This window comes from Ruegeria sp. CDSC054 (assembly GCF_059610645.1).
Map to the genome: position 1 here is coordinate 86,058 of NZ_JBXWOA010000001.1, position 12,319 is coordinate 98,376.

At 58.7% G+C, this 12,319-nt stretch carries 11 protein-coding genes; 5 read left to right on the forward strand and 6 right to left on the reverse strand.

Annotated features, from left to right (window positions below; translation table 11 throughout):
• Positions 1 to 92: 92 nt before the first annotated feature.
• The 5 genes from AC2FGC_RS00435 to AC2FGC_RS00455 form a co-directional block, all read right to left on the reverse strand.
• Positions 93 to 773 (reverse strand): orotate phosphoribosyltransferase, encoded by a 681-nt coding sequence (locus tag AC2FGC_RS00435; RefSeq protein WP_108858457.1) that lies wholly within the window; start codon positions 771 to 773, stop codon positions 93 to 95.
• Between the two features lie 143 nt (positions 774 to 916).
• A complete protein-coding gene (locus tag AC2FGC_RS00440; protein ID WP_496723061.1) occupies positions 917 to 2,098 on the reverse strand; it encodes an ammonium transporter in 1,182 nt (393 codons plus the stop codon).
• Positions 2,099 to 2,255: 157 nt separating this feature from the next.
• Complete coding sequence (locus tag AC2FGC_RS00445) at positions 2,256 to 2,735, reverse strand: CinA family protein (protein WP_496723059.1); 480 nt, start codon at positions 2,733 to 2,735, stop codon at positions 2,256 to 2,258.
• Entirely contained in the window at positions 2,732 to 3,229 is a 498-nt protein-coding gene (locus AC2FGC_RS00450; protein ID WP_496723058.1) for a phosphatidylglycerophosphatase A family protein, read from the reverse strand. The genes AC2FGC_RS00445 and AC2FGC_RS00450 overlap by 4 nt, the downstream gene beginning before the upstream one ends.
• On the reverse strand, positions 3,226 to 4,356 hold the full coding sequence (locus AC2FGC_RS00455; RefSeq protein WP_496781270.1) for a bifunctional 2-C-methyl-D-erythritol 4-phosphate cytidylyltransferase/2-C-methyl-D-erythritol 2,4-cyclodiphosphate synthase: 1,131 nt from the start codon (positions 4,354 to 4,356) through the stop codon (positions 3,226 to 3,228). The genes AC2FGC_RS00450 and AC2FGC_RS00455 overlap by 4 nt, the downstream gene beginning before the upstream one ends.
• A 184-nt stretch (positions 4,357 to 4,540) precedes the next feature.
• Here AC2FGC_RS00455 and dusB point away from each other — a divergent pair, with 184 nt between their 5' ends.
• The 5 genes from dusB (at position 4,541) to ntrX (ending at position 11,785) form a co-directional block, all read left to right on the forward strand.
• Positions 4,541 to 5,524, forward strand: a complete 984-nt coding sequence (dusB, locus tag AC2FGC_RS00460) for a tRNA dihydrouridine synthase DusB (RefSeq protein ID WP_496723054.1) — start codon at positions 4,541 to 4,543, stop codon at positions 5,522 to 5,524.
• Complete coding sequence (locus AC2FGC_RS00465; RefSeq protein ID WP_496696576.1) at positions 5,521 to 6,585, forward strand: two-component system sensor histidine kinase NtrB; 1,065 nt, start codon at positions 5,521 to 5,523, stop codon at positions 6,583 to 6,585. Before dusB ends, AC2FGC_RS00465 begins: the two co-directional genes overlap by 4 nt.
• 38 nt (positions 6,586 to 6,623) lie before the next feature.
• Positions 6,624 to 7,991 carry a response regulator gene (locus AC2FGC_RS00470; RefSeq protein ID WP_496723053.1) on the forward strand — a complete coding sequence of 456 codons (1,368 nt, stop codon included), beginning with the start codon at positions 6,624 to 6,626 and terminating at the stop codon, positions 7,989 to 7,991.
• 99 nt (positions 7,992 to 8,090) lie between these two features.
• Positions 8,091 to 10,379, forward strand: coding sequence for a sensor histidine kinase NtrY-like (locus tag AC2FGC_RS00475; protein WP_496781271.1), 2,289 nt, complete (start codon positions 8,091 to 8,093; stop codon positions 10,377 to 10,379).
• The gene (gene ntrX / locus AC2FGC_RS00480) at positions 10,376 to 11,785 is read left to right on the forward strand and encodes a nitrogen assimilation response regulator NtrX (protein WP_496781272.1); all 1,410 of its coding nucleotides are present in this window, start codon (positions 10,376 to 10,378) and stop codon (positions 11,783 to 11,785) included. Before AC2FGC_RS00475 ends, ntrX begins: the two co-directional genes overlap by 4 nt.
• A gap of 12 nt (positions 11,786 to 11,797) precedes the next feature.
• Here the strand turns inward: ntrX and AC2FGC_RS00485 are convergent, their stop codons facing one another.
• Complete coding sequence (locus AC2FGC_RS00485; RefSeq protein ID WP_113790140.1) at positions 11,798 to 12,280, reverse strand: hypothetical protein; 483 nt, start codon at positions 12,278 to 12,280, stop codon at positions 11,798 to 11,800.
• Positions 12,281 to 12,319: the final 39 nt, after the last annotated feature.

Genomic DNA, 12,319 nt, shown 5'->3' on the forward strand with positions numbered 1-12,319 from the left:
CTTATTATGTAGGATTTGGGGAAAAAGTCACCAGATATCGTGGCCGGTCGCCCGATTCTTCCGGGCTTATCCCCAATCTGTCCACAAGAGGTTTACGTGGATTTATTTGCTTCCTGCCAGCCACGCGGGTCTTTCAGGAAGGCTTCGACACCGTCAAGTGTTTCCTGATCAAAGGCTTTCTGTGCTTTGGCCTCGGCCAGAACATCCCACCATGTGCAAAGGTGATGCAGTTGGATGCCGTGGTCGCCCAACGTTTTTTCAGTCTCGGGAAAGATGCCATAGTAGAAGATGACCGCCGTGTGCCCGCAAGTGGCACCTGTTTCGCGGATCGCATCCACGAAGGACAGCTTGGACCCGCCATCGGTGGTCAGATCCTCGACCAGCAGCACGCGCTCTCCTTCGCTCATCGCGCCTTCGATACGAGCGTTGCGGCCATAACCCTTTGGCTTTTTGCGCACGTAGGTCATCGGCAGCGCCATACGCTCAGCCACCATGGCGGCGAAGGGGATGCCCGCGGTCTCACCGCCGGCGATATTGTCGAATGCCTCAAACCCGGCATCCCGCATCACGGTGACGGTCAGGAAATCCATCAGGGTCGACCGAATGCGCGGGTACGAGATCAGCTTGCGGCAGTCGATATAGGTTGGGCTGGGCAAGCCGCTGGCCAGTGTGAACGGCTCACGCGAATTGAAATGGACGGCTTTGATCTCCAGCAACATCCGTGCGGTAAGGCGAGCGATTTCGGTGCTGTCGGGGAATGAACTGGGGATCATAACGGTACCTCTGGGCTGAATGGCATTGCGGGCTGATAGCCTGTCCCCCGTCCCAGAGTCGAGAGGGGTGTGCGCAAAAGAAAAGCGGACCTCACGAAGAGGCCCGCTTTGGCCCTTGCGGGCAAGAGGCAGCCAAGGTGGGCTTAGCTGCTCATGTCATAGGCACGCTCGCCGTGTACCGACAGATCGAGCCCGTTTGTCTCGGTTTCTGCATCTACGCGAAGCGGGGTGATCAGCGCAACCACCTTGATCAACACAAATGTGACAACTGCCGTAAAGGCACCCACGATCACCAGCCCGCCCAACTGCGCGGTCCAGGCACCCAGGCCGAACACAGCGATCATGATGGTGCCAAAGATGCCGCCTACGCCGTGCACCGCGAACACGTCCAGAGTGTCGTCGATGTTCAGCTTGTTACGGATGATGTTCACGGCCTCCTGACACAACACGCCTGCTACGGCACCGATGATCAGCGCCTGAACCGGATCGACATATCCCGAGGCTGGGGTGATCGAGGCCAGACCCGCAATCGTACCTGTAACCAGGCCCACCATCGAGGCTTTGCCGTATTTGATGCGTTCATACAGCGCCCATGTCAGCGATGCGGTTGCGGCCGAGATATGCGTGACTGTTATCGCCATGGCGGCACCGCCATCTGCCGCCAATTGTGAACCGCCGTTGAAGCCAAACCAGCCAACCCAAAGCATCGCGGCACCGATCATGACATAGCCCGGATTGTGCGGCGGGGTCGTGCGGTTGCGGCGAGGGCCAAGAACCACGGCGATGATCAGCGCGGCCAGACCTGCGGTTTCGTGCACCACGATGCCACCGGCAAAGTCACGCACGCCGATCTCGCCCAGAATGCCGCCATCGGTCAGAATGCCACCGCCCCAGATCCAGTGAACGACGGGTGCGTAGCACAGCAGCATCCACAGGCCTGAGAAGATCATGACAAACCCGTAACCCACACGCTCGACATATGCGCCGATGATCAGGGCGGGGGTGATGATTGCGAATGTCATCTGGAAGGCAAAGAACAGTACCTCGGGCAGGGTGCCCGACAGGCTGTCGACGTCAACTCCGTTCAGGAAGGCTTTGCCGAGACCGCCCCACAGACCCGACCCGCCGTCACCAAATGCGATCGAGTATCCGGCGACCAACCACAGGATGCTCATCAAACAGGCGATGCTGAAGCAGTGCATGAAAACGCTCAGCACGTTGCGGGCGCGGACGAGACCGCCATAGAACAGGGCGAGGCCCGGCAATGTCATGAATAGGACCAGTGCAGTTGCAACTATGATCCAGGCGGTATCGGCTCCGTTCATCAGCCGGTCTCCTCTGTGGCGTCTTCAGCTTGCGTGGCTGGCGTTGAAGCGGAGAGAGGACGGGGAAAAAAGAGGCGGACGGGGTTTTGGGTGCCTGTTTTAAGGGCCTTTTATCAACCGATGATAAAATAGGCGTCAAAAGGTACAGAGTGCTTTATTATTGAGCGAACAACGAAACGCCGTGCGACAGAAGGTTCAGAGCATGATCGCGGGCCGCAATGCGGACCTTGTCACGTCCCAACGGCCCAAATTCGACCGTTTCGGTCTTTGTCTTCTGTCCGTCGGCAGCGAGCCCAAAGCAAACGCGGCCTTCCGGCTTGAATTCTGATCCGCCAGGGCCTGCGATGCCGGTGATCGAAACGGTCAGTTGGGCTTGCGAGTTCTTCAATGCACCTTCTGCCATCTCCAGCGCGACTTCTTCGGACACAGCGCCATGGGTTGCCAGAGTCTCGGCGTTTACGCCCAGCATCTGCTGCTTGGCGTCATTGGTGTAGGTGACAAACCCGCGATCCACCACGGCCGAGCTGCCCGGGATATCCGTCAGCGCAGCAGCGACCATGCCGCCGGTACAGCTTTCGGCTGTCGCGATCATCACGCCTTGCGCCTTGGCGCGGTCAAGCAAAGCGGCGACACTCATAGGCCCAGAACACCGTGCGAGATGCCGGCAAGAACCAGAACGCCGATCCCGGCAAAGACGCCGGCGATCACATCGTCCAGCATCACACCCATCGCGTCACCTTTGCGATCCGCCCAACCCACCGGGCCGAGTTTCGTGATGTCGAACAGGCGAAACAGAAGGAAACCTGCGATCCAGCCGGGCCAAAGGGCTGTGATATCGATTCCATGCGCCCAGGATGGGTAGGAAATGGCCCAAAGCGCGATGAACTGCCCGGTAACTTCGTCGATGACGATTTCAGACGGGTCGTGATCTTCCTGACCAGCAGTCATCACTTTGGTGGCCCACAGGCCGCCGACGAAAACAGCGACAGTGGCGAGGACCAGCAATGGAAAGCCGCCCAGCGTATGAAGGACCCAAGCCAGGGGCAAGGCGGCCAGAGATCCCCATGTTCCGGGTGCAGGGCGTAGATATCCGACGCCGCAAACGGTCCCGATCAGGCGCGCGGCGTTCATGACTTCACCAGACAAGCTGTGGCCAGCGAGGCGATGCCTTCGCTGCGTCCGGTAAAGCCCAGACGTTCGGACGTGGTCGCCTTGACCGAGATCTGATCGGCGCGCAACCCCATGATACTCGCCATTTCTTCACGCATCGCGGGCGCGTGCGGACCGATCTTGGGGTATTCGCAGACCAGCGTGCAATCGACATTTGAAATACTGTAACCCATCTGGACCGACAACTCGACCGCGTGGCGGAGGAATATCTCGCTTGCCGCGCCTTTCCATTGGGGGTCCGAGGGTGGAAAGTGCTGGCCAATATCGCCCTGCGCCAGCGCGCCATAGATTGCATCAGTAACCGCATGCATGCCGACATCCGCATCCGAATGGCCCTGTAGCCCCCGGTCATGCGGAATTTTGACGCCGCACAGGATCACGTGATCCCCGTCGCCAAAGCGATGCACGTCATAGCCGTTGCCCAGTCTCACATCCATGTCTGTCCCCAATACGCGTTCCGCCCGGGCAAAATCCTCGGGTCTTGTGATTTTGATGTTATCGGCATCGCCTGGCACGATCACGACGTTCATGCCAGCGGCGCGGGCGACCTCGACATCGTCCGCCGCGCCGCCAGAATGGGCCGCCTGCGCCGCGACAATCGCGTCATAGCGAAAACCCTGTGGGGTCTGGGCTGCGAAAAGACCCGTCCGGTCCTGCGTACCCGTAACGACGGCTTCGTCACCGGTCCAAAGCGCATCTGTAACGGACAGACCGGGCGCTGCAGCCTCATGCTTGGTCAGGGCGGTCAGGACGCCTGTAATGGTCTGGCTGCTCACGCAGGGGCGAGCGACGTCGTGAATCAGGACATGTTCGATCCCCATCCCATCCAATACATCCAGCCCGTTCCGTACCGACCCGGCACGATCGCTGCCACCTTTTGCCAGCAGCAGATCAGAGCCTAAAAACTCGTCCCAAGCGGTCTTATCATCCTCGGACAGCACCAGAACAATATGATCGACCTGATGGCGAAAGCGGTCGATGGTCCAGTCTGCAACTCTGCGTCCGGCCAATGGTCGCCATTGCTTGGGAATGCCGCCTCCGGCGCGCAATCCGCGTCCTGCGGCGACGATGATGGCGGCGGTGGTCATTGGGCGAATTCTCCGATGATTTGAGCGCAGTGTTTAAGCTGCGGTGAATGTAGAGGCAATCACCCGCGTCGAGTTGCTTAAAAAATAGGCAAGTGGTGATTTTGCAAGCTTGTTTCCTGCCGTTTTGTTGTTCATATGCGCGGAATTCGATATCTAAGTCGCAACTGCCCAAGGATTAAGCACGTTGACCCTGCACCTCGCCGACAAAACCTTAAATCCGCCGGTCATGCTGGCCCCGATGGCCGGGATCACCGATCGACCGTTCCGCGATCTGGTGATGCGCTTTGGCGCGGGCATGGTCGTCAGCGAAATGGTCGCCAGTCAGGAAATGGTTCAGGCCAAACCGGGCGTGCGGGAACGGGCCGAGCTGTCTGCTGACGTTGAAAACACCGCTGTTCAACTTGCCGGGCGCGAGGCGCATTGGATGGCCGAGGCTGCGCGTCAGGTGGCCGATCGTGGCGCGCGGGTGATCGACATCAATATGGGCTGCCCGGCAAAGAAGGTGACGAATGGCTATTCCGGTTCGGCGCTGCTTAAGACACCGGATCACGCGCTGACACTGATTGAGGCCGTGGTCGAGGCTGTCGACATTCCGGTCACTTTGAAAACTCGTCTGGGTTGGGACCACAACTTGCTGAACGCACCGGATGTGGCGCGCCGGGCGCAGGGTGCGGGCATCCAACTGGTCACAATCCACGGGCGGACGCGGTGCCAGTTCTACAAAGGACGCGCGGACTGGCAAGCGATCCGGGCAGTGAAAGAGTCGGTCTCGATCCCCGTCATCGCGAACGGGGATATCGTGAATTCTGACGCGGCACGCACTGCTTTGGACCAGTCAGGCTCTGATGGCGTCATGGTTGGGCGTGGGGCGCAGGGTAAGCCTTGGCTGCTGGCCCAGATGTGCCACGACTTGTATGGCGCACAAGCGCCGGTCATCCCCGCCAATGGCGACCTGATCGACATGGTGCGCGGTCATTATGAGGCGATGTTGGACTTTTACGGCACCGATCTGGGGCTGCGCGTGGCACGTAAACATCTCGGCTGGTACATGGATGAGGCCGCGACCCCGGCAACCTTGCGCCGTGCGGTTTTGACCTCGCGGGATACCACCGAGGTGCTGCGTCTGTTGGGCGATGCCCTGCACAGCGACGCAGAGGCCGCAGCATGACCTCGGACCAAAACATCTGGGCCTCGCTGCCGGTTCCGGCTTTCATCATTGATGCCGATGACCGGATCACAGATGTGAATTCCGCCGGGGAGGGGTTCCTGAATGCGTCCCGCAATGCAGTCATCGGTCACCCGGTCTGGGACCAGATCGCCGTGGATGCCCCACTGGAAGAAGCGTTTTTGCGCGCACGCCAACAGGGCACACCGCTTTTCGTGAACGATGTGGATGTGGGGTCAGGCAATCGGGCGCCGCTGCAATGCGCTTTGCAAATTGCGCCGCTGCTTGGGCATCCGGGGTCGATGATCATGACCATGTCCCCACGCGAACTGGCGGGGCGGATGACACGGGGCAACACGGTAAAATCTGCGGCGCAATCGGCGATTGGCATGGCGGAAATGCTGGCACATGAAATCAAGAACCCATTGGCGGGGATCACCGGGGCTGCGCAGCTTCTGAGCATGAATATCAGTCAGCAAGACCTTGAACTTACAGATCTTATCGTTGCTGAAAGCCGCCGAATAGTGAAGCTGTTAGAGCAAGTCGAGCAATTTGGGAACCTGACCCAGCCAGATTTCAAACCAGTCAATATCCACGACGTTCTGGACCGTGCGCGGCGCTCAGCGCTGTTGGGCTTTGGCGCGCATATGACGATTATCGAGGATTACGACCCCTCGTTGCCGCTGGCCTATGGTGACCCGGATCAACTTTTGCAGGTGGTGCTGAACCTGCTCAAAAATGCATCCGAGGCGTCCCCCAAAGGCGGGACAATCCGCCTGCGGACGTATTTCGAACATTCCTTCCGCCTGCGCCGCAGCGACGGTTCGGGGCATTCTTTGCCCCTGCAGATTGAAATCATCGATGACGGCCCGGGGCTACCGGACAAGATCCGCAGCGACATTTTCGATCCGTTTGTGTCGGGCAGGGAAAACGGCACCGGTCTTGGGCTGGCGCTGGTCAGCAAAATCATCTCGGACCACGACGGCTGGATCTTGGCTGAGTCGGTTCCGGGACACACCGTATTCCGACTGTCGCTCAGGCGCGCACCGCGCGACGCGACCTGAGATGGACAACCGGGCAGAGATAGTAAGGAGAGCACCTGATGGATGGCACAGTACTGGTCGCAGATGACGATCGCACAATCCGAACCGTACTGACTCAGGCCCTGACGCGGGCCGGGTGCAAGGTTCATGCGACATCCTCGCTGACCACCCTGATGCGCTGGGTCGGCGAGGGCAAAGGAGACGTTGTAATCTCGGACGTGGTTATGCCGGATGGCAACGGGCTGGAGATGTTGCCAAAAATCGCGCAGGATCGTCCGGGGCTGCCGGTCATCGTGATCTCGGCGCAGAACACGATTATGACCGCCATTCAAGCGGCCGAGGCGGATGCATATGACTATCTGCCCAAGCCCTTTGATCTGCCAGACCTGATGAAGCGGACCGCACGGGCCTTGGAGCAAAAGCAACGCGTGCAGGCGGATGCGGTCGTACCTGCCGAAGACCGTCCTGAGGAGCTGCCGCTGGTCGGGCGCACTCCGGGGATGCAGGCGCTGTATCGCCTTGTGGCACGTGTGATGAATACCGATCTTTCTGTCATGATTTCCGGTGAAAGTGGCACCGGCAAGTCCTTGATAGCGCGAGCTATTCATGATTTTTCGGACCGGCGCACGCTGCCCTTCGTCACTGCGACCGCTGGTGATCTGCGTGACCTCGAGGGACCTGCGCGCATTATGGCCAGGGTACGGGGCGGCACCCTGTTGATCGACGAGATCGCTGATATCGAAGATGAGGTCCAGGCACGTATTGTCCGGATGATGGACACGCCCGGCGATCATCTTCCGCGTTTTATGGCGACCAGCCAATCGGACCTGACCGAAGCGATGGAAAGCGGGCGGGTGCGTCAGGATCTGTATTATCGACTGTGCGGTGCGACGATCCACGTGCCAGCGCTGCGCGAGCGGGTGGACGATATCACCCTGCTGGTTGATCACTTCCTTGCCCGCGAAGAACGGGAGCATGGCACAAAGCGCTGGCTCAGCTCCGAGGCCGTAGAACTGGTCCGAAGGTATTCCTGGCCCGGTAATGTACGACAGTTGGAAAACGCGATCCGACGTTTAAGCCTGACCAGCCGGGCCGAAGAAATATCGAAAGCCGAGGTTGAGATGGTTTTGGGCAGTCAGCCCGAAGCGGAACCGATTCTTGGTGACGGCGAAAGGGAGAAACTCTCGGCCTCTGTGGCCCGTCATTTGCGTCGCTATTTCGATCTGCACGGCAATTTGTTGCCACCTCCGGGCCTGTATCAGCGCATCCTGCGCGAGGTTGAGGGCCCCTTGATCGAGCAGGCACTGGACGCAACCGGCGGAAATCAGGCGAAATGTGCGGATTTGCTGGGGATCAACAGGAATACGCTGCGCAAAAAAATCACCGATCTCGATATTCAGGTGACACGCCGACGCAAACTGATGTAATATCGCCACACAAAGCGTGGCATCCGGGTACAAGCCCGGCAACGACCACGAGATATGGCGGTACGTCGCGTAAGCGGCACATCAGGATGAGGGCAGACGGTGGCAACCCGAGCACAGAGCGGGCTGATCCTATCGATTGATCGGTGGCGGAAATCCCGAAAGCTGCGCAATTTTAGCACCTTGGGGCTGGTCCTTCTGGGGCCAATTCTGGCGTTGGCCACGTATCTGGTCATCGGTCCGTTTGATTTGGGTTCGGCAGCGCCTACGCTGCGGCTGATTCTGCTGGCCGATCTGGTCTATGTGCTGGTCGTTGCAGCACTTGTTCTGGGGCAGGTGTTCAGCCTGATCGCTGCACGCCGTGCAAAATCTGCCGGATCTCGTCTGCACCTGCGGCTGATCGGTGCGTTCACCTTGCTGGCCCTGGTGCCGACAGTGACCGTCGCGATCTTTGCCGGCCTGACGGTAAATATCGGGCTTGAGGGATGGTTTTCGGATCGGGTCCGTCAGGTTGTCGGATCATCCCTGTCCGCCGCCGAGGCCTATGAGCTTGAGCACCGCGGCGGCCTGACACAGGACGCTATCGTTCTTTCCCGATTCCTCGACAATGCGCGAACGCTGGACTTCTACATCTCGGACGCAGAACTGCGCGAGGTTCTGGCACAGGGACAATCGCAGATTCAACGGGGCTTGCGCGAGGCCTATGTCATTGATGGCAGTGGCGAAATCAAATCTCGTGGCGACAGGTCCTACCTGTTCAATTATGAACCGCCGACACCGGAGCAGATGGTTGAAGCAACCGACAGTGGCCTTCTGATCATTGCCGATTGGCAAAACAACGAATTCCGCGCGCTGGTGCCGTTACAGGCTTATCTGGACCGATATCTGTATGTTAGCCGCGAGGTGGATGGCGAGCTTCTGAAATTGCTGGATGACACCAAGGAAACGGTCCAATTCTACCAACAACTTGAAAGTGAAAGGGGCCGGGTTCTTTTTGAGTTCGGGCTCTTGTACCTGGGTTTTGCAGTTATTCTGATCCTTGCCGCGATGTCTTTGGGGATGTGGTTCGCTGAACGCCTGTCGCGCCCGGTTGGCCGTCTGACAACCGCGGCACAAAGGGTCGGCGCCGGGGATCTGAGCGTTCAGGTCATCGAAGAGGCCAGCGATGACGAAATCGCCATGTTAGGTCGTTATTTCAATCAGATGACACGGCAACTTAAAGGGCAGCGCGAAACGTTGTTGGAAAACACGCGTCAAATCGAACGCCGCCGCCGCCTGTTTGATTCCGTGCTCAGCTCGGTGACTTCGGGCGTGGTTGGCGTCGACTCGGATGGATGTGTCACTTTCGTAAACCGCTCGGCCGAGCGTCTTCTGGACTGGTCGCGTGGTGAAGAACAATTGGCTATCGGCATCGCAGTTCCCGAATTCCTTCCCTTGTTCGAAAATCTGAAAGCCAGCGGTCAAGAGGCCGTGCAGGGTGAGGTTAAGGTCACACGTAAGGGGCGGTTGGAAAACTTGCTCGTGCGCATGGCGATCCGGCGCGGTGAGGATGGCGGGCTTGAGGGCTACGTGGTGGCCTTTGATGACGTGACCGATCTGGTCAGTGCACAGCGCATGGCAGCCTGGGGCGATGTGGCCCGCCGTATTGCCCATGAGATCAAGAACCCGCTAACGCCCATCCAGCTCAGCGCGGAACGGATCAAGCGCAAATTCTCGCGCAAACTGAACGAAGAGGATTGTGACAGCCTTGAATCCATGACCGATGTGATCGTGCGGCAGACCAACGATCTGCGGCGGATCGTGGACGAGTTTTCGAAATTCGCGCGGATGCCCGAACCGGTTCGGCGTGAGGAAGACGTTGTTAACTTGGTGCGCGAAGCCGTGTTGTTGCAGCAAGCCGGACAGCCGGACGTTCAGATCGACGCGACGTTGCCAGACAACCCCATCCTGGCAGATGTCGATGCGACGATGTTGAACCAGGCGTTGACGAACTTGATAAAGAACGCGGGTGAGGCCATTGAAACACTTAAGAAAAAAGGCCCGCCAGAAAATTTGAAGCCACAGATCAAAGTGGACATCTCCAACGATGATACGGGTACGATCATTACAATAGCGGACAATGGCATTGGGTTGCCCGAAGATCGGGCGCGGTTATTTGAACCCTATGTCACCACGCGCGACGAAGGCACGGGGCTGGGCCTGCCCATCGTCAAGAAAATCATAGAAGAACATGGCGGAGCGCTGACTTTGGAAGACGCGCCCGTTTTCGACGGACAGGACCATTTCGGTGCGATGGCCGTGATCCGTTTGCCAGGGGGCAATATTTCCCAGACCGCAGCGCCACAAAAGCAGGCAATTCATACTAACAAACTGAAAGCAGGCCAAAGATGAGCGACATTCTGATCGTAGATGACGAACGCGATATTCGCGAACTGGTGTCCGACATTCTGGAGGACGAAGGCTATTCCACCCGGCTGGCGGCAAACTCGGACGAGTGTATGTCGTCGATCAATTCCGAGCCGCCGGGTCTGTTGATCCTTGATATCTGGCTGAAAGACAGCCGCATGGACGGGATCGATATCCTGAAGTCGGTTAAACGCGACAACCCTGATGTGCCGGTGGTGATCATTTCCGGTCACGGCAACATCGAGATTGCTGTGGCAGCCATCAAGCAGGGCGCTTACGATTTTATCGAAAAGCCCTTTAACATTGATCAGTTGATGGTCGTGATCCGCCGCGCCATGGAGACCTCGCGCTTGCGCCGCGAGAATGCTTCGCTCAAGCGCCGCGAGGTCACAAACTCGGACATGATCGGCAAATCCGCCTCGTTCCGGGCGATGCAGAGCCAGCTGGACAAGGTCACCAAGTCGAACGGCCGTGTGATGTTGAGCGGGCCAGCCGGGTCGGGCAAAGAGATTGCCGCGCGTTATATCCACGCCCATTCCAACCGCGCCAACGCGCCATTCGTCACCGTCAACTGCGCCGGGGTCGAACCTGAGCGCGTCGAAGAAGTGCTATTCGGGCGCGAGTCATCGGAACGTGGGATCGAATCCGGCTTGCTGGAAGAGGCCCATGGCGGGGTGATCTACTTTGACGAAGTGGCCGACATGCCCTTAGGGACGCAATCCAAGATTCTGCGGGTTCTGGTCGACCAGCAATTCCAACGGGTAGGCGGGTCTGACAAGGTGCGAGTGGATCTGAGGGTCATCTCGTCGACAAATCGCGATCTTGATGCCGAAATCGAGGCTGACCGGTTCCGTGAAGAGCTGTATCACCGCCTGAACGTTGTGCCGATCGCCGTGCCTTCGATGGAGGACCGTCGCGAGGATATTCCGGTTCTGGCGCAGCATTTCATCGAAATGTGTAACGAAACCCAAGGCTTACCGATTCGCGAAATCTCGGAAGAGGCGGTGGCATTGTTGCAGACCATGACCTGGCCCGGCAATGTGCGTCAGCTGAAGAACCTGATCGAGCGTGTCCTGATCCTGGGCGATGGAACAGGCCCGATCGAAGCCCGCGAATTGCCAACCGAAGAAGAGAAAACCGACGACTCGGGCCGCGTGGTTTTGTCCGGTGCGCTGGCAACGCTGCCGCTGCGGGAAGCGCGCGAGGCGTTCGAACGTGAGTACCTGCTGACCCAGATCAACCGTTTCGGTGGCAATATCAGCCGAACTGCCAGCTTTGTGGGCATGGAACGCAGCGCGCTGCACCGCAAGCTGAAATCGCTTGGTGTTGTGACCTCGAACAAATCCGGGGCGCGGGTGGCGCAGATCGACGAACCAGAACCGGCGGAGTAATCCGCCGGGGCACTATCCTGCCTGACCAGGGTTGATGATCTGAAACGACCCGTCGTCGAATTTCACATAGCAGGATTGGGTTCCCAGCGGCGGCAGTTTCGTTGTGCGCGCAGGTGGAACCTGAGACTTTACGCTCTGTTTGCAGGGTGGCAGGCTGATCGGACGAAAGCCTTTTTTGGCCATGCATTGGGCCTCGACCTGATTGCGCAGACCGGCATTCACGTCGACCGTATACACGCGCCCGGGTTCCCACCAACCAGGCGAGCGATAGCAGTGCCCCCGGTTGTCGCAATAAGTGCGTCCCGGCCAGTATGTGGGCGGGCTTTGCCGCACCTGATTAGCCACGGGAACGTCATTTACCGCCTTAACCTGACATTGCGTGGTCTCGGACTGCGCGCGAGACACGCTTTCACCTTCGCGGTAGTACAGCGAAAGTGGGCCGCTGCATGCGGACAGGACGGTCAGAGGAATTAGTAAGTGAAGCACTGATTTCATAGGGTTATCTTGCCCCAGCTTCGCCCGAATGACAATTCA

Bases quoted from the DNA above. Each gene is read 5' to 3' on its own strand.
- AC2FGC_RS00455 (WP_496781270.1), bottom strand. From the start codon at position 4,356: ATGACCACCGCCGCCATCATCGTCGCCGCAGGACGCGGATTGCGCGCC.
- AC2FGC_RS00445 (WP_496723059.1), bottom strand. From the start codon at position 2,735: ATGAGTGTCGCCGCTTTGCTTGACCGCGCCAAGGCGCAAGGCGTGATG.
- AC2FGC_RS00465 (WP_496696576.1), top strand. From the start codon at position 5,521: ATGACCTCGGACCAAAACATCTGGGCCTCGCTGCCGGTTCCGGCTTTC.
- AC2FGC_RS00485 (WP_113790140.1), bottom strand. From the start codon at position 12,280: ATGAAATCAGTGCTTCACTTACTAATTCCTCTGACCGTCCTGTCCGCA.
- ntrX (WP_496781272.1), top strand. From the start codon at position 10,376: ATGAGCGACATTCTGATCGTAGATGACGAACGCGATATTCGCGAACTG.
- AC2FGC_RS00450 (WP_496723058.1), bottom strand. From the start codon at position 3,229: ATGAACGCCGCGCGCCTGATCGGGACCGTTTGCGGCGTCGGATATCTA.
- AC2FGC_RS00435 (WP_108858457.1), bottom strand. From the start codon at position 773: ATGATCCCCAGTTCATTCCCCGACAGCACCGAAATCGCTCGCCTTACC.
- AC2FGC_RS00470 (WP_496723053.1), top strand. From the start codon at position 6,624: ATGGATGGCACAGTACTGGTCGCAGATGACGATCGCACAATCCGAACC.
- AC2FGC_RS00440 (WP_496723061.1), bottom strand. From the start codon at position 2,098: ATGAACGGAGCCGATACCGCCTGGATCATAGTTGCAACTGCACTGGTC.